We start from the raw sequence: 17,647 nt of genomic DNA on the forward strand, positions 1-17,647 counted from the left end.
GATGTATATCTAAACGAGATCCTGACAACCGAATGCCTGAACAACATCGTTACACGCTCCCTGCGAAAGCAGGCGATCAGCGCCAGTTGGGTGAGCTTACCGGCGCGGCCTGCGCAACGCTGGTTGCCGAAATCGCCGAACATCACGCCGGCCCAGTGGTACTGATCGCGCCGGACATGCAAAATGCTTTACGTCTGCATGATGAAATTCGTCAGTTTACCGACCAGATGGTAATGAACCTGGCCGACTGGGAAACGCTTCCCTACGACAGCTTTTCTCCTCATCAGGAGATAATCTCCTCGCGTCTCTCCACGCTGTATCAGCTGCCTGCCATGCAGCGCGGCGTGCTGATCGTTCCGGTAAATACCCTGATGCAGCGTGTTTGTCCGCACAGCTATCTGCACGGCCATGCGCTGGTCATGAAAAAAGGTCAGAGGCTTTCGCGCGACGCCCTGCGCGAACAGCTGGACAGCGCTGGCTATCGCCATGTTGATCAGGTCATGGAACACGGTGAATACGCCACGCGTGGCGCGTTGTTGGATCTGTTCCCGATGGGTAGCGAGTTGCCTTATCGCCTGGATTTCTTTGATGACGAAATCGACAGTCTGCGTCTGTTTGATACCGACACCCAGCGCACGCTGGAAGAAGTCGATGCCATTAATTTGCTACCCGCACACGAATTCCCGACTGACAAAACGGCCATTGAGCTGTTCCGTAGCCAGTGGCGGGACACCTTTGAGGTGAAACGCGACGCCGAGCATATTTACCAGCAGGTCAGTAAAGGCACGTTACCTGCGGGTATTGAATACTGGCAACCGCTGTTTTTCAGCGAAACGCTGCCGCCGCTATTCAGCTACTTCCCCGCCAATACGTTATTGGTGAATACCGGTGATATCGAGACCAGCGCAGAACGCTTCCAGGCCGATACTTTGTCACGCTTTGAAAATCGCGGCGTTGATCCAATGCGCCCGCTTCTGCCGCCGGAATCCCTGTGGCTGCGGGTTGATGAGCTGTTCTCTGAACTTAAACGTTGGCCGCGCGTTCAACTGAAAACCGAGAGTCTGGCGAACAAAGCTGCGAATACCAACCTCGGGTTCCAGAAGCTGCCGGACATCGCCGTTCAGGCGCAGCAAAAATCGCCGCTAGATGCGTTACGTAAATTCCTTGAGGGCTTTACCGGTCCGGTGATCTTCTCGGTGGAAAGTGAAGGCCGCCGGGAAGCGTTAGGCGAACTGCTCGCCCGTATCAAAGTGGCGCCCAAGCGGATATTGCGACTCGATGAAGCCGTAGGTAACGGTCGTTATCTGATGATTGGCGCAGCTGAGCACGGCTTCATCGATAGCAAACGCAATCTGGCGCTGATTTGTGAAAGCGATCTGCTTGGGGAACGCGTGGCGCGCCGCCGCCAGGATTCTCGTCGCACCATCAATCCGGATACGTTAATTCGTAACCTCGCAGAGCTGCATCCTGGTCAACCGGTGGTGCATCTGGAGCACGGCGTGGGCCGTTATGCCGGGATGACCACGCTGGAAGCGGGCGGTATCACCGGTGAATATCTGATGCTCACCTATGCCAACGACGCCAAACTGTACGTGCCGGTGTCGTCACTGCATCTGATCAGCCGCTATGCCGGCGGTGCAGAAGAGAATGCGCCGCTGCATAAACTTGGCGGCGATGCCTGGTCCCGCGCCCGACAGAAAGCCGCTGAGAAGGTACGCGATGTCGCAGCAGAGCTGCTGGATATTTATGCCCAGCGCGCGGCGAAAGAAGGCTTCGCCTTTAAGCATGACCGTGAGCAGTACCAGCTGTTTTGCGACAGCTTCCCGTTTGAAACCACGCCTGACCAGGCGCAGGCGATCAACGCGGTACTCAGCGATATGTGCCAACCGCTGGCCATGGACCGCCTGGTATGTGGTGACGTCGGCTTTGGTAAAACCGAGGTCGCGATGCGCGCTGCCTTTCTTGCCGTAGAGAACCACAAGCAGGTTGCCGTGCTGGTGCCGACCACCCTGCTCGCGCAGCAGCACTTCGACAACTTCCGCGATCGCTTTGCCAACTGGCCGGTACGCATCGAGATGTTGTCCCGTTTCCGTAGCGCCAAAGAGCAAGCGCAGATTCTGGAGCAGGTTGCCGAAGGTAAAATCGATATCCTCATTGGCACGCACAAACTGCTGCAAGCGGATGTGAAGTTAAAAGATCTGGGTCTGCTGATTGTCGATGAAGAGCATCGTTTCGGCGTTCGCCACAAAGAACGCATCAAGGCGATGCGCGCAGATGTCGATATTCTGACCCTGACGGCAACGCCAATTCCGCGTACGCTTAATATGGCAATGAGCGGCATGCGCGATCTGTCGATCATCGCCACACCGCCTGCCCGTCGTCTGGCAGTCAAAACCTTCGTGCGCGAATATGACAACCTGGTCGTGCGCGAGGCAATCCTGCGTGAAGTTCTGCGCGGGGGACAAGTTTATTATCTGTTTAACGATGTCGAAAATATCCAGAAAACTGCTGACAGACTAGCGGAACTGGTGCCTGAAGCGCGGATTGGTATCGGCCACGGACAAATGCGCGAGCGCGAACTGGAACGCGTGATGAACGATTTCCACCATCAGCGTTTTAACGTGCTGGTGTGTACCACCATTATCGAAACCGGGATCGACATTCCCACCGCTAACACCATCATCATCGAACGAGCCGATCACTTCGGTTTGGCGCAATTGCACCAGTTGCGCGGTCGTGTGGGGCGCTCACACCATCAGGCATACGCCTGGCTGCTGACGCCGCATCCAAAAGCGATGACCACCGACGCGCAAAAACGCCTGGAGGCCATCGCCTCGCTGGAAGATTTGGGCGCAGGTTTTGCGCTGGCGACCCACGACCTCGAAATTCGCGGCGCCGGGGAATTGCTGGGTGAAGATCAGAGTGGTTCCATGGAAAGCATCGGCTTCTCGCTGTATATGGAGCTGCTGGAAAATGCCGTCGATGCGCTCAAAGAGGGACGTGAGCCTTCGCTGGAAGATCTCACCAGCCAGCAAACCGAAGTCGAACTACGCATGCCGTCACTACTGCCAGATGACTATATCCCGGATGTTAACACCCGACTGTCGTTCTATAAGCGGATTGCCAGTGCCAAAGGTGAAAACGAGCTGGAAGAAATTAAGGTCGAACTGATTGACCGTTTCGGCCTGCTGCCCGACCCGGCTCGTACGTTGCTGGATATCGCCCGTTTACGCCAGCAGGCGCAGAAACTGGGGATCAGAAAGCTCGAAGGTAATGAAAAAGGCGGTACTATTGAATTTGCCGAGAAAAACCACGTTAACCCGGTCTGGCTGATTGGGTTACTGCAAAAACAGCCGCAGCACTTCCGCCTCGACGGTCCAACCCGGCTGAAATTTATGCAAGATCTGAGCGAGCGTAAAACCCGAATTGACTGGGTACGCCAGTTTATGCGCCAGCTTGAAGAAAACGCCGTAGCATAGTGAACAGGCCGGGGGAGTCCCCTCACCCGGCCTGATGAATTTACAAACTCTTTGCACTTCCCTGCACTTCCCGACACAGCAAACCGCCATAATCCTTGTTTACTTTTACATAATAAAAACCACGTAAAAACAATGGATTTATGGTGATGTTAAACAATAAACGACTCTCTCGCTGGTTAGCGTTTTTTACGCTTGCCGCGACCTTCGCGTTAGCACTTCCGGCTCAGGCAAACACCTGGCCGCTGCCGCCACCGGGAAGCCGCGTGGTGGGTCAGAATGCCGTTCATGTTGTTGAAGACAATGGCGGTTCTCTGGAAGCGATTGCGAAAAAGTACAATGTCGGCTTTCTGGCGCTGCTGCAGGCCAACCCTGGCGTTGACCCTTACGTACCACGCCCGGGCAGCGTGCTGACTATCCCGTTACAAACTTTGCTGCCGGATGCGCCGCGCGAAGGCATTGTTATCAACCTCGCCGAACTGCGCCTTTATTATTATCAGCCGGGGACCAATTCGGTGACCGTGTATCCTATTGGTATTGGCCAGTTAGGTGGTGACACGTTAACGCCAACAATGGTAACCACCATTTCAGATAAACGCGCCAACCCCACCTGGACGCCTACGGCAAATATCCGCGCGCGATATAAAGCAAACGGGATCGACCTACCTGCCGTTGTACCTGCAGGCCCGGATAACCCGATGGGCCATCATGCGATTCGTTTAGCGGCATACGGCGGTGTGTACCTGCTGCACGGAACCAATGCTGATTTTGGCATTGGAATGCGCGTCAGTTCCGGCTGTATTCGTCTACGCGACGGTGATATCGAAACCCTGTTCCGTCAGGTGAAGCCAGGAACCAGGGTCAATATTATCAATACGCCGATCAAAGCATCTGTTGAACCTAACGGCGCGCGCCTGGTGGAAGTACACCAACCGCTGTCCGAAAAAATCAATGACGACCCGCAGTTGCTGCCGATCGTGCTGAACGCATCCATGCAGACGTTTAAAAATGCGGCGCAAACGGATCCTGCGGTCATGGAACATGCAATGGAAATTCGCTCAGGAATGCCGGTCGATGTGACCCGTCATCACGACGTTGCCCAACAACCGATGTAAACTCTGCGCATAAAAAAACCCCCGCTGGATTTTATTCCGCGGGGGTTTTTTATTTAACTCGCAGTGGCATTGCGATGGGTTAAATCTTATTTGTAGATAACTGCAGTCCCGTGAAGGGTGTTAGGACCGGTAACGGAAGTTATACGGAAAGACTTCGCTCCCATCTCATCCGCTTTCTGCGCCAGCTGATCTTCCAGAGAACCTAAGTTAGTCCCCGCATTCGCAGAAATAGTACCGACTTTCTCTTGACCAGCAGGTGTGGCCTGAACTTCAACGGCGGCAAAGCTTGCAAATGACAGTGAGCTAAGAACAGCAGCAACAAACAGAGTTTTTACGTTTTTCATGATAGTGACCTTTAGCAGATGAATGTGTGTCGAAAATATTAACTTAACGATCGATAGGTAAATCATAGATGTGATCCAGGTCACACGTCAACATTTTTTTATAATGATCGTTAAATAAAACACAAAGACCTTATTTTTCATACTAATAGCTATATATTATTTTTATCGTTAATCCGCTGGAGTGTGCAGTCGAATATTTTTATAATGGTTATTCAATAAACCTAACAAAGGTACATCGGCGCCATGACAACTGAAACGACAGGTTGTGCTAAAAAAAGCCGTGGCCGACCAAAAGTGTTCGACAGGGAAGCCGCGCTTGATAAGGCCATGACACTCTTCTGGCAGCACGGATATGAAGCGACCTCGCTCGCCGATCTCGTGGAAGCTACCGGCGCAAAAGCGCCCACGCTGTATGCAGAGTTCACCAATAAAGAAGGGTTGTTTCGTGCCGTGCTGGACCGCTACATCACCCGCTTTGCGGCGAAACACGAAGCCCAGCTGTTTTGCGAAGAAAAAAGTCTGGAGTCCGCACTGGAAGACTATTTCACCGCCATAGCGACCTGTTTCACCAGCAAGGACACCCCGGCGGGATGTTTCATGATTAATACTTCTGCGACGCTGGCAGCCTCTTCCCGCGATATTGCGCACACGGTGAAATCCCGCCATGCAATGCAAGAACAGACGCTTACCCAGTTTCTTCACCAGCGCCAGCAGCGAGGCGAAATCCCGGCCCATTGCGACGTGCAAAAACTGGCCGAATACCTGAACTGTATTTTACAGGGTATGTCGATCAGCGCCCGTGAAGGTGCAACATTTGAAAAACTGATGCAGATCGCACATACAACCCTGCGGCTTTGGCCCGAGCTCATCAAAGCCTAAGCCTTTCCCGCTTTTCCCCGCTGTATTGACATGACCGGGAGCTGATACAGCCCCCGGTTAAAACTCCGCGCATTACCCCTACATTTTCCATTGTTTTCATCATCTTATCTGATCATTTTTTGTAAAACATATTGATAACAACAATTATTATCAGCAATATTCGCATTTGTTTTAACGCCTGTTTCACAATGTAACCATCGGTTTCTTTACCGCCATAACCAAAACAGATCGACTCTTTTTTAAAAGGAATACAAATGCATAAGCGTCTCTGGGTGCTCAATCCTCTCCTGTTATCTTTAACCCTCCCGGCCATTGCGGCTGAGGAAGATAACCTCATCGTCAGCGCCAACCGTAGCCAACGTACCGTGGCAGAAATGGCACAAACGACCTGGGTTATTGAAGGAAGCGAGATTGAACAACAGGTTCAGGGTGGTAAAGAGTTCAAGGATGTTCTTGCTCAGTTAATCCCAGGAATCGATGTCAGTAGCCAGGGACGCACAAACTACGGCATGAATATGCGCGGTCGCGCCATCGTCGTACTCATTGACGGCGTTCGTCTGAACTCCTCGCGAACCGACAGTCGTCAGCTTGACTCCATTGACCCATTTAACATTGCGCATATTGAAGTCATCTCTGGCGCAACCTCACTTTATGGTGGCGGCAGTACCGGCGGATTAATCAACATCGTCACCAAAAAAGGTCAGCCGGAGCGTGAAGTAGAACTCGAATTGGGGAGTAAAAGCGGCTTCAACAACAGTAACGATCATGATGAACGCGTTGCCGCGGCGGTGAGCGGAGGAACCGATCGTGCTTCCGGGCGCATGTCCGTCGCGTATCAACGGTTTGGTGGCTGGTATGACGGTAATCACGATGCTCTGATGCTGGATAACACCCAAACCGGCCTGCAGCACTCCGATCGTCTGGACGTGATGGGCACCGGAACAATTGAACTTGACGACAACCGTCAGTTGCAACTGGTTACGCAATATTATAAGAGCCAGGGGGATGACGATTACGGGCTGGATCTCGGCGAGAATATGTCAGCCGTGACCGGAAACGGTAAAGCGTATACCAGCAGCGGACTGAATTCCGATCGTATTCCCGGCACCGAACGTCATCTGATCAGCCTGCAATATTCAGATGCGGATTTTTTCGGCCAGAACCTGGTCAGCCAAATCTATTACCGCGACGAATCCCTGAAATTCTATCCTTTCCCGACGCTCAGCAAAGGTAAGGTTACCAGCTTCTCCGCATCACAGCAGGACACAGACCAGTTTGGCGCCAAAATTACCCTCAACAGCCAGTTGATGGATAACTGGGAGCTGACGTGGGGTATCGATGCCGATCACGAGACCTTCGATTCTAATCAGAAATTCTTCGATCTGGCCTGGTCCTTGCCCTCCGGCGGCATGGATAACCGCACCGCTTATACCACCGGGCGTTATCCCGGTTATAGCATCACCAACTTCGCGCCGTTCCTGCAAAACAGCTATGACATTAACGACATCTTTACCCTCAGCGGCGGCGTACGCTATCAATGGACCGAAAACAGGGTTGATGATTTCGTGGGCTATGCTCAACAGCAGGGAATCGCGACCGGGCTTGCGAACTCTGCCGATACCATTCCGGGTGGCAAAACCGATTACGATAATTTCCTGTTCAACGCCGGTATCCTCGCCCACCTGACCGACCGTCAGCAAACGTGGTTTAACTTCTCTCAGGGCGTGGAGCTTCCGGATCCAGGGAAATATTACGGGAACGGCACCTATTCGCTGGTTGGCGATCATTATCAGCTTCAGCGCAGCGTCAACGTGGCGGATTCACGCCTGGAAGGGATTAAAGTTAACTCGTACGAACTGGGATGGCGTTACACCGGCGATAGTCTGCGCACGCAACTGGCCGCTTATTACTCAACTTCGGATAAATCGATCGTTATCAATCGCAGTGATATGACCATTAACGTTCAGCCCGACGATCGCCGGATTTATGGTATGGAAGGTGCGGTGGATTATTTCATTGCGGATACGGACTGGAGTCTGGGCGGCAACTTTAATGTCATTAAATCGGAAGTGAAACAGAACGGTAAATGGCAGAAATGGGATGTCACTCTGGCCTCTCCGTCCAAAGCAACCGCATGGGTCGGCTGGGCGCCTGAACCGTGGGCATTACGCATACAGAGCCAGCAAACATTTGATCTGACCGATGCCAGCGGTAACAAGCTGGATGGCTATAACACCATGGACTTTATCGGCAGCTATCAGCTCCCGTTGGGTAAGCTGACCTTCAGCGTGGAAAACCTGCTGAATGAAGAGTACACCACGCTGTGGGGACAACGTGCGCCACTGCTGTACAGCCCAACCTACGGTAGCCCCTCACTGTATGAATACAAGGGCCGGGGCCGCACCTTTGGTCTGAACTATGCCTTAACCTTCTGATAAAAAAAGCCCCCCAGCCTGAGCGAATGGGGGGCTAATGTTCAGGATAATGCTATTTTACGCTTTGTTATTCAGTATCAACTGTCCGTTATTGTCTAACGGAATTTGCGCGCCGGGGTCCTTATCCATGCGGATTTTCCCCTGCTGATCGCCAATTTTGTACGTCACGTCGTAGCCCAGCATTTTTTCAGATTTGTCATACACCGTTTTACAACGCTGCTGCGTAGTGGTGTAAGTATCATTTTCCTGCATCGAACCCTGAATCTGGTTACCTGCATAGCCGCCGCCTAAAGCACCGGCCACGGTGGCAATATCTTTACCTCGTCCGCCGCCAAACTGATGGCCAATAACACCACCCGCAACAGCACCCAGCACGGAACCTGCGATGCGGTTCTCATCCTGTACCGGCTTACGGTGCGTGACCGTCACGTTCCGGCACTCCTGACGCGGTGTTTTTACCGACTCTTTAATCGGTGTTGCAGAGACAACTTGCGCATACTGTGGGCCACGCTCGAAAACGTTCAGACTGGCCACCGCTGCAACACCCAGCGCAGCAGCTACGCCAATCCCTATACCCGCCAACATTGATTTATTCACGGGAGTTCCTCCTTTTTTGCTATTAGCAACAACTTTGCAACAGAAGGTAAGGAATGCCAATCAGATTACGGATGAAAATAGCAGGAGGAGGCACGAACGCAGGATGATTCGGAGAACTCTGAAGGAAGGCGCAGGATGCATAAATCATCCGGCGCCACAAGTCGATATTAATGCAGTTTCAGACGCGGGCGAATCACCCGGTTAATGCTGCCGACCAGCATCATCAGACCGGTCTTGAAGTAGCCATGCAGAGCTATCTGGTGCATGCGATACAGTGAGATGTACACAAAGCGCGCAATACGCCCTTCCACCATCATCGAACCACGGGTCAGGTTACCCATCAGGCTACCCACGGTAGAGAAGTTAGAGAGCGAGACCAGAGAGCCGTGATCTTTGTACTGATACGCTTTCAGTGGCTTGCCGTTCATCTGCGCCAGTATGTTGCTCATTGCGCAGCTTGCCATCTGGTGCGCAGCCTGAGCGCGCGGCGGCACAAAACCCCCTTCCGGGCGAGCGCAGGAGGCGCAGTCACCAATCGCGTAGACATCAGGATCGCGCGTGGTCTGCAGAGTGGGTTCAACCACCAGTTGGTTAATACGGTTCGTTTCCAGACCGCCAATGTCTTTCATAAAGTCTGGCGCTTTGATACCTGCCGCCCACACCATCAGATCGGCTTTAATGTATTCGCCATCTTTGGTGTGCAGTCCGCCTTGATCTGCGCTGGTAACCATCGTCTGGGTCAGTACGCGTACGCCCAGTTTGGTTAATTCATTATGTGCTGCGCTGGAAATACGCGGCGGCAGCGCAGGCAGAATACGCTCACCAGCTTCGACCAGCGTAACGTTCAGAGCGTCGTTGGTCAGCCCTTTGTAACCATAGCTGTGCAGCTGTTTTACCGCATTATGCAGCTCGGCGGAGAGTTCAACCCCCGTCGCACCGCCGCCCACAATAGCAATATTCACTTTGCCGTTAGCGCCCAGATTCGCGGAATACTTCAGGAACAGATTCAGCATCTCCTGGTGGAAACGACGCGCCTGATGTGGGTTATCCAGGAAAATGCAGTTTTCTTTGACGCCTGGGGTGTTGAAATCGTTGGAAGTACTGCCCAACGCCATCACCAGCGTGTCATACGGGACTTTACGCTCAGGAACCAGTAGATCGCCCTTCTCATCGCGCAGCTCGGCGAGAGTAATGGTTTTCGCGTCACGATCGATATCCACCACCGACCCCAACTGGAACTGGAAACCGTGGTTACGGGCATGCGCCAGATAGCTCAGCGCATCCACACCTTCGTCCAGGGAACCTGTCGCCACTTCATGCAGCAACGGTTTCCATAAGTGGCTGTGGTTTCTGTCCACCAGCGTGATTTTGGCCTTTTTCTTGCGTCCCAGCTTTTTACCCAGCTGTGTCGCCATTTCCAGTCCGCCAGCACCGCCGCCGACAATCACGATCCTTTTCAATGGTGTAGTCAACGTGACCCCCTCAAATTTATTAACCAATTGTTAATTAAAAGTTATGAGCATAGCCTTTAATTAACAACAAGTTACGATAATGAAAATGTTCTTCGAGAGTGAGAATAACACGAACGGTGCATTGGTCATACCAAAATTGATATGTATCAAGTTTTGATGCTGAAAAGATAGACAACCGGAACTTTAAGAACAAAAAAACCAGCCCGATGGCTGTAATGCCAGTCAGTTAGCGCCTCAGTTTCAGAAAGCTTCAACCTGTGCTGACCGAGGTAAAGAACATGCTATCTCGGAGGAAAAGTTCCGTTCACCTCATGCTCATCATTTCTCTGAAGCACCGATTCCTGTGAACGTGTAAAGGGCGTTCTCCGCCACGCCCTTTACAATCCCGGCTCCCGGCAGGAAAATTGTTGCTGCGCAATACCCTCCGCTTATTCCTCCAGGCTACCGGGCCGGGCGCGAGGAAGCGTCCTTGCAAAGCGCGCCCTGAGCCAGCATCCATGCTGGCTCTCCCGGCCTTACGGAAACACGTCGGCAATTTTCAGCCGGACCAGCCACACCTGACCTCCTGCAATTTTATTTGAATATATTTGAACAGCAAAAAAGATTTAACTGGAAGTCAGTGCGTTGAAGCGATGACCCCGGTCCGGCTGAAAATCGATGAGGCGTTGACGGCTGACCGGGGCTGTCCGCAGGGATGCGGACAGAGGGGACGGCCTGCATGGACGCAGGCTCGACCCCGACCCAACAGGCAGACGGCATAAGACGAATAACTCGCGCAGCGACGATTTTCCCGCCGGGAGCCTGGGTTGCAAGGGAGGCGGCGGTGAGCCTCCCTTGCACGTTCACAGGTATCTGCGCTTCAGAGAAATGACACCGCTGAGGTGAACGGAACCCTCAGCCGGAATCACATGTTCACCATACGTTCGTAACTGACGAGCATTAGCCTGGCGGCTGTTTTTTTAAAAGCTCAATAAGGATTAACCTAACGTCTTGAACGCTTTGATTCGCTGCAAATGCGGCGAGATATTCTTAAACTTGTGCGTCTGTTCTTCATCCCAGACTATCTCGTAATAATGATGCAGCTCTTCTGACGCACGCTGGCTATTGAGCGCTTCATCATGACGTGACAGGATCACCAGGCAGCGATCGCGATTCTTTTCGCGGAAATTGGTCACGCATTTTGTCGCGATATCTGCATACTCTTCAGGCCGGTCAATTTTTCCTTCCATGTTCTCATACGGGAACAGGTTAGGATTAAACACGACCTGACGAATATCACACAGAAAACCAATGCGTTCAGCCCAATATCCCCCGAGCCCCACGCCACAAATCAGCGGACGGTCGTCCACATTAAGCTGCAGCATTTTGTCCACTTCTTTCAGCAGATGCTGCATATCATGTTTAGGATGCCGCGTACTATAGCTAATCAGCCTGACATCCGGGTCGATGAACTGCAGTTGCAACACCTTTTCATGGTTGCCCGGGCTGTTAGAGTCAAAACCGTGTAAATAGATAATCATCGCATCCTCGCCAAACTTGCGTTAATGACCTGCTTTCTCTTCCTGCCAGCGCTCATGAAGCTGGTTGAGCTGGGCGCTTACCGTCTTCCAGCGTGCAGAGTCCATCAGTTCCTGACGTGAAAATGAACCTTTATGATACAAACGTGTAACACGTTCTGCATTGATCGGCGACAGATTATCTAACACACTGACCGCTCCCTTACGATTATTGCAGACCAGGATCATATCGCAACCGGCATCCAGCGATGCCTGACCGCGCTCCGCATAGCTTCCCATAATCGCCGCCCCTTCCATCGACAAATCGTCGGAGAAAATGACGCCATCGAAGCCAAGCTCCTGACGTAATACCGTTTTCAGCCAGTGCGGCGAGCCGCTCGCCGGACGTGGATCCACGTCACTGTAGATGACGTGCGCAGGCATAATGGCATCGAGTTTGTTTTCAGTAATCAACGTCTGGAACACGGACATATCTTTCGCCCGAATGTCAGCTTCTGAGCGTGGATCGGTTGGCGTTTCTTTGTGTGAATCCGCCGTCACCGCCCCATGTCCGGGGAAATGTTTACCGGTGGTTTTCATGCCAGCAGCGTGCATACCGTCAATGAAGCGGGTCGCCATAGCCAGCGCTTTCAGCGGATCGGCATGGTAAGAGCGCTCGCCAATTGCCGCGCTGATATGCCCCACATCCAGTACCGGCGCAAAGCTGATATCGATGTCCATGGCGATCATTTCGCTGGCCATTAACCATCCGGCGTCCTGAGCCAGTTTGCCGCCCTCTTCCAGACCGTGCAGCGCGGCAAAGGATTGGGCCGCTGGCAAACGCGTAAATCCTTCACGAAAACGCTGTACGCGCCCGCCTTCCTGATCTACCGCCACGACCAGATGATTGCGCGATGACGCGCGGATCTGGCGCACTAACTCACGTAACTGTTCCGGGTCATGATAATTTCGGGTAAAGAGAATCAACCCACCTACCAGCGGATGCGCCAGAATCTCACGCTCTTCAGCGTCCAGCTCATACCCTTCGACATCCAACATTACTGGGCCCACACTGCTCTCCTTATCCTTTCATTGTTAGCTGCCGCCAGGTTTCATCGGCCAGCCTGATAAATTGTCGATCGCCGGTTTGTCGCCAGCGATACTCAAACCACCCCGCCTTTAGCATCATTACCCAGGGCCGCCATCGTCTGACCTGTCGCCACAGCGCGTTTTGCTCAATGTGCGATCGCTGAGCGTAGGCGTTAACCAGCCGCTGGTGCTGGGATTCATCACTGACCCATACCGCCGCCAGCTCCAGGGCGATATCACCGTCACCAGCATATTCCCAGTCAATCAGCCGCAGCCCTGAGGATGTACGTACGATGTTGTCACCGTGGACATCCATATGCAGCGGCCCCAGACGCAAAGGTCGAGGCTCACCGCGTTTCCGTAGCCGCTTCAGCGCACGTAACCAACATGGCGTACGACGCGCCGGATCGCCACACTGCCAGTACTGCTCAAGTAACGGCAGCAGACTGATTCGCCAGCCCAATCGGGGTTGCTGGTGCAGATGATACAATAAGCCAGCGAGTTCGTCGGCGTCCGGTAATCTGGATTCTACCTGGCCGTGTAAAAAGTCGACCGCCATCCACCCACGCGTATAAAAGCGAGGGCGCGGCGCAAGACTTTCTGGCAGATGTTTTAACGCATGATAATGGCGTAAGAAATGCGATTCCGGCGAATCAGGGTCGTGATGACGACGCAGCACTAAGCGGTGAGTATGATGTTCGATGATGCAGCTCCCGCCGCTCAGGCCGCTCTGGCTGGCTGCGACGGGATGATACTGTGGGAAATAGCGCGACAAGACTTCGTCGCGCGTCAATCGGTTATTGTTGCTGAACGGCACCTTTACCTGACCAGATTATCTCGCCAGTTTGTACCAGCATTAATTGCATTTGCAGCGCAGGCGAATTGACGTTGCCGGAAGCGCTGGAATAGAGCACATACTGTGCGCCAACGTTGCGGGCGATCCCAATCGCTTTGCTGCGCGTTCCCAAGCTATCGTTCGGCGACAAACCTAACTGCTGCTTGGCGACAGCCAGTTGCTGGGCAGAAACCAGAGTAAACTTACCGTTATTCGCCAGCGCGTTACGCAAGGTCTCGGTGGCTTCACCGCTATTCAACGAGCCGTTGGTGCGGTTATTGACGCTATCAACCAGCAGAACGCCTCCCGCTTTGACGCCGTCAGCCTGCAGCATTTTGCCGACCATCGGCTGCATAGCCCCGTTCCAGTCATAGTGGCGTTGACGTGGCGTCGGCTGCGCCGTTTGGTCCTCATGCTCAATCGGACCCGGCTGCTGCGGTATGGTTGGCACCGTTGGTACAACCGGTACCGGCTGTTGCGGCTGCGCGGGTTGTTCCGGCACCGGCTTCGCTTCCTCTACCGGTGCGGGTTCACGTTGCACCACACAGCCAGAAAGAAACATCGCCAGCGCGGCAATCAGTGCGTAGCGATTCATTTTGATCATCAAGATTCACCCCTTACAAATAAAGATAAAGTCTAACCTTGTGCGCCCCCAGAAAATTGGCGCTGCCGTACAGCATCACCGACGAATGAGCCGGGATAGTCATGCTGCGTGGCGCTTCCAGAGGGTGCATTTCCAGCCCTCTGGCGTCATACCAGTAAAACCGATAATGAACGGTAACGGGTTCTTGTCTTTCGTTATAGAGTCGAGAGGATGCCGAGGCCTGAATATCAGACGTGGTTAACATCGGCTGTTCTGCTGTAATGCCCGCCGCCAGAATCGTTGATTCCATCACCAGCGACTGTTCATCACTTACCGGAATTTCAGGATGTGTCCGACAGCCAGCCAGTAGCAGCAAGCTCAGTGAAAGTGCAATGCATCCTCTGGTCATGCTTACAGACCTTTATGCGCAAGCATTGGACCGAGCGCACGGCCACCCAACAGGTGCATATGAATGTGATACACCTCCTGACCGCCATGACGATTGGTATTCATGATTAGACGGTACCCATCTGCAGCAATACCTTCCTGCTCGGCGATTTTCGCCGCAACGGTGATCATGCGCCCCAGCGCCTGCTCGTGTTCCGCCGTCACATCGTTGACGGTCGGGATCAGGACGTTTGGAATGATCAGAATATGCGTAGGTGCCTGAGGGGAAATATCACGAAACGCGGTGACCAGTTCATCCTGGTACACGATATCCGACGGAATTTCACGACGGATAATTTTGCTGAATATAGTTTCTTCTGCCACGACGTTTTCCTTTTTCATTAACAGCCCAAGCGTTATGCCATGCTACGCCGGGTAACTCTGCGAGTATAGAGTATGAGCGAGTTACTCACGCTCTTTCAACTTTAACCCTCGATTATTTAAGCAAAATCCTTTGCCGCTGCTGTTCTTATAACCATTTCCCATCGCTATCGCTTAAGCATAGTACTGAAACAATATTTCATTTATCGCGTAGCATCTGTTTACACATTGAATGTTAATGCGTATATTTCGCATTTGTATTTACATGCGCACTTAATAATTTACAACCAAAGGGTTCATCACACTACCGGTGATTCGAACTTAATATTAATAATTATCAAGGACTTTTCGATGTCTTTCACAACACTCAACGGGAATGTTCAACGCCAGCCGGGGGTTGCCCCTTCTTTACTGGCAGCCTGCATCACGTTAGCGCTATTGCCCTCCACCAGCCTCGCAGCCCCTTCTGAAGAAACCGTGATCGTGGAGGGTTCTGCTCCAGCCGTATCCAGCGAAGAGCAGGATTACAGCGTTAAATCGACGACCGCTGGCACCAAAATGCAGATGACGCAGCGCGATATTCCGCAGTCGGTCAGCATCGTCAGCCAACAGCGCATGGAAGATCAGCAGTTGCAAACGCTGGGCGATGTGATGGATAACACGTTGGGGATAAGTAAAAGCCAGGCAGATTCAGATCGCAGCAGCTACTACTCTCGCGGATTTCAGATTGATAACTACATGGTGGATGGGATCCCGACCTATTTCGAATCCCGCTGGAATCTCGGTGACGCTCTTTCCGACACGGCCCTCTTCGAGCGTGTCGAAGTGGTCCGTGGCGCAAACGGGCTGATGACCGGAACGGGTAACCCCTCCGCCTCCATTAACATGATCCGAAAGCATGCCACCAGCCGCGAGTTCACCGGTAATGTTTCTGCGGAATATGGCAGTTGGAATAAACAACGCTATGTGACCGATCTGCAAAGCCCGCTCACTGCAGACGGCAACGTGCGCGGTCGCATCGTGGCGGGCTACCAGAATAACGATTCCTGGCTTGATCGCTACAACAGCGAAAAAATGTTCTTCTCCGGGATTGTCGATGCCGATCTGGGCGACACCACCAGTCTGTCTGCAGGTTATGAATACCAGCGCATTGATATCAACAGCCCAACCTGGGGTGGATTGCCGCGCTGGAATACCGATGGCAGTAAAAACAGCTACGACCGCTCGCGCAGCACTGCGCCGGACTGGGCGTACAACGATAAAGACTTCAATAAAGTGTTTGTCACCGTCAAACAACGTTTTGCCGATACCTGGCAGGCGACCATGAACGCCACCCACTCCGAGGTCAAGTTCGACAGTAAAATGATGTACGTTGATGCCTATGTCAACAAGGCCGACGGCACCCTGGTTGGCCCGTATGGCAGCTATGGTCCGGGCTATGACTACGTCGGCGGAACCGGCTGGAACAGCGGTAAACGTAAAGTGGATGCCGTCGATCTGTTTGCCGACGGCGGTTACGACCTGTTTGGTCGTCAGCATAACCTGATGCTTGGCGGCAGCTACAGTAAACAGAATAACCGTTATGAAAGTTCGTGGGCGAACGTCTTCCCCAATGAAATCGGCAGTTTCTATACCTTCGATGGTAACTTCCCGGAAACCAACTGGAACCCGCAGTCATTGGCTCAGGACGATACCACGCACATGAAATCGCTCTACGCCGCAACGCGTATTTCGCTGGCCGACCCACTGCATTTGATCGTCGGCGCGCGTTATACCAACTGGCGTATCGACACCCTGACCTACAGCATGGAGCAAAACCACACCACGCCATATGCGGGCCTGGTATATGATATTGACGATAACTGGTCTACCTACGCCAGCTATACCTCAATCTTCCAACCGCAGAACAAGCGCGACAGTTCCGGCAAATATCTCTCCCCGATTACCGGCAACAACTATGAGCTTGGCCTGAAGTCCGACTGGATGAATAGCCGTTTAACCACCACCCTCGCGGTGTTCCGCATTGAACAGGATAACGTGGCGCAATCAACCGGTGCGCCAATCGCCGGTAGCAATGGCGACACGGCCTATAAAGCAATGGATGGTACAGTCAGCAAAGGGGTCGAATTCGAAGTTAACGGTGCGATCACCGATAACTGGCAGATGACGTTTGGCGCGACACGCTATGTTGCTGAAGACAACGAAGGCAATGCGGTGAACCCAAACCTGCCGCGTACCACGGTCAAACTGTTCACCCGTTATCGCCTGCCGGCTATGCCGGAACTGACCGTCGGCGGAGGAGTTAACTGGCAGAATCGCGTTTACAGCGATACGGTCACGCCTTATGGCACACTCCGCGCGGAACAAGGAAGCTATGCCCTGGTAGATTTGTTCACCCGCTATCAGGTAACAAAAAACTTCTCTGTGCAGGGTAACCTCAATAACCTGTTCGATAAAACCTACGACACCAATGTCGACGGTTCTATTGTCTATGGTGAGCCGCGCAACGTCAGCGTTACCGCCAGCTATCAGTTCTGATTCTAAACACATCACGCTCC

14 protein-coding genes are annotated in these 17,647 nt (G+C 52.9%); 5 read left to right on the forward strand and 9 right to left on the reverse strand.

Features of this window, described 5'->3' with window-relative positions; genetic code table 11:
- Positions 1-32 precede the first annotated feature (32 nt).
- The gene (gene mfd / locus OGW16_RS03270) at positions 33-3,479 is read left to right on the forward strand and encodes a transcription-repair coupling factor (RefSeq protein WP_286517854.1); all 3,447 of its coding nucleotides are present in this window, start codon (positions 33-35) and stop codon (positions 3,477-3,479) included.
- 146 nt (positions 3,480-3,625) lie between these two features.
- Positions 3,626-4,591, forward strand: coding sequence for a L,D-transpeptidase LdtC (gene ldtC, locus OGW16_RS03275; protein WP_043015981.1), 966 nt, complete (start codon positions 3,626-3,628; stop codon positions 4,589-4,591).
- Positions 4,592-4,677: 86 nt separating this feature from the next.
- Here the strand turns inward: ldtC and bhsA are convergent, their stop codons facing one another.
- A complete protein-coding gene (gene bhsA, locus OGW16_RS03280) occupies positions 4,678-4,935 on the reverse strand; it encodes a multiple stress resistance protein BhsA (RefSeq protein WP_043017889.1) in 258 nt (85 codons plus the stop codon).
- A 243-nt stretch (positions 4,936-5,178) separates the two neighbouring features.
- Here bhsA and comR point away from each other — a divergent pair, with 243 nt between their 5' ends.
- On the forward strand, positions 5,179-5,814 hold the full coding sequence (comR, locus tag OGW16_RS03285; RefSeq protein ID WP_087051051.1) for a TetR family copper-responsive transcriptional repressor ComR: 636 nt from the start codon (positions 5,179-5,181) through the stop codon (positions 5,812-5,814).
- A 254-nt stretch (positions 5,815-6,068) separates the two neighbouring features.
- Positions 6,069-8,249: a TonB-dependent siderophore receptor gene (locus OGW16_RS03290; RefSeq protein WP_286517856.1), complete on the forward strand. Its 2,181-nt coding sequence runs from the start codon at positions 6,069-6,071 to the stop codon at positions 8,247-8,249.
- Between the two features lie 57 nt (positions 8,250-8,306).
- On the opposite strand, the gene OGW16_RS03295 is transcribed toward OGW16_RS03290, so the two are convergent.
- The 8 genes from OGW16_RS03295 to hinT all read right to left on the reverse strand — a co-directional run bounded on the left by OGW16_RS03295 (position 8,307) and on the right by hinT (position 15,092).
- Positions 8,307-8,846: a glycine zipper 2TM domain-containing protein gene (locus OGW16_RS03295; RefSeq protein ID WP_032936150.1), complete on the reverse strand. Its 540-nt coding sequence runs from the start codon at positions 8,844-8,846 to the stop codon at positions 8,307-8,309.
- Positions 8,847-9,013: 167 nt separating this feature from the next.
- Entirely contained in the window at positions 9,014-10,318 is a 1,305-nt protein-coding gene (ndh, locus tag OGW16_RS03300; protein WP_047412019.1) for an NADH-quinone dehydrogenase, read from the reverse strand.
- Positions 10,319-11,295: 977 nt separating this feature from the next.
- A complete protein-coding gene (ycfP, locus tag OGW16_RS03305) occupies positions 11,296-11,838 on the reverse strand; it encodes an alpha/beta hydrolase YcfP (RefSeq protein WP_047412021.1) in 543 nt (180 codons plus the stop codon).
- 21 nt (positions 11,839-11,859) lie between these two features.
- Positions 11,860-12,885 (reverse strand): beta-N-acetylhexosaminidase, encoded by a 1,026-nt coding sequence (nagZ, locus tag OGW16_RS03310; protein ID WP_043015976.1) that lies wholly within the window; start codon positions 12,883-12,885, stop codon positions 11,860-11,862.
- Positions 12,886-12,895: 10 nt separating this feature from the next.
- The gene (thiK, locus tag OGW16_RS03315; protein ID WP_043015975.1) at positions 12,896-13,720 is read right to left on the reverse strand and encodes a thiamine kinase; all 825 of its coding nucleotides are present in this window, start codon (positions 13,718-13,720) and stop codon (positions 12,896-12,898) included.
- The gene (lpoB, locus tag OGW16_RS03320; protein WP_286517859.1) at positions 13,701-14,342 is read right to left on the reverse strand and encodes a penicillin-binding protein activator LpoB; all 642 of its coding nucleotides are present in this window, start codon (positions 14,340-14,342) and stop codon (positions 13,701-13,703) included. Before lpoB ends, thiK begins: the two co-directional genes overlap by 20 nt.
- 13 nt (positions 14,343-14,355) lie before the next feature.
- A complete protein-coding gene (locus OGW16_RS03325) occupies positions 14,356-14,730 on the reverse strand; it encodes a YcfL family putative periplasmic lipoprotein (protein ID WP_286517861.1) in 375 nt (124 codons plus the stop codon).
- Positions 14,731-14,732: 2 nt separating this feature from the next.
- Positions 14,733-15,092, reverse strand: a complete 360-nt coding sequence (gene hinT / locus OGW16_RS03330) for a purine nucleoside phosphoramidase (RefSeq protein WP_016156204.1) — start codon at positions 15,090-15,092, stop codon at positions 14,733-14,735.
- Positions 15,093-15,440: 348 nt separating this feature from the next.
- Between hinT and fhuE the strand changes: the two genes are divergently transcribed.
- A complete protein-coding gene (gene fhuE, locus OGW16_RS03335; RefSeq protein WP_286517863.1) occupies positions 15,441-17,627 on the forward strand; it encodes a ferric-rhodotorulic acid/ferric-coprogen receptor FhuE in 2,187 nt (728 codons plus the stop codon).
- Positions 17,628-17,647 lie beyond the last annotated feature (20 nt).

Source organism: Citrobacter sp. Ce104 (assembly GCF_030334595.1).
GTDB lineage: Bacteria > Pseudomonadota > Gammaproteobacteria > Enterobacterales > Enterobacteriaceae > Citrobacter > Citrobacter europaeus.

Bases quoted from the DNA above. Each gene is read 5' to 3' on its own strand.
- fhuE (WP_286517863.1), top strand. From the start codon at position 15,441: ATGTCTTTCACAACACTCAACGGGAATGTTCAACGCCAGCCGGGGGTT.
- comR (WP_087051051.1), top strand. From the start codon at position 5,179: ATGACAACTGAAACGACAGGTTGTGCTAAAAAAAGCCGTGGCCGACCA.
- OGW16_RS03325 (WP_286517861.1), bottom strand. From the start codon at position 14,730: ATGACCAGAGGATGCATTGCACTTTCACTGAGCTTGCTGCTACTGGCT.
- lpoB (WP_286517859.1), bottom strand. From the start codon at position 14,342: ATGATCAAAATGAATCGCTACGCACTGATTGCCGCGCTGGCGATGTTT.
- mfd (WP_286517854.1), top strand. From the start codon at position 33: ATGCCTGAACAACATCGTTACACGCTCCCTGCGAAAGCAGGCGATCAG.
- bhsA (WP_043017889.1), bottom strand. From the start codon at position 4,935: ATGAAAAACGTAAAAACTCTGTTTGTTGCTGCTGTTCTTAGCTCACTG.
- ycfP (WP_047412021.1), bottom strand. From the start codon at position 11,838: ATGATTATCTATTTACACGGTTTTGACTCTAACAGCCCGGGCAACCAT.
- OGW16_RS03290 (WP_286517856.1), top strand. From the start codon at position 6,069: ATGCATAAGCGTCTCTGGGTGCTCAATCCTCTCCTGTTATCTTTAACC.
- ldtC (WP_043015981.1), top strand. From the start codon at position 3,626: ATGTTAAACAATAAACGACTCTCTCGCTGGTTAGCGTTTTTTACGCTT.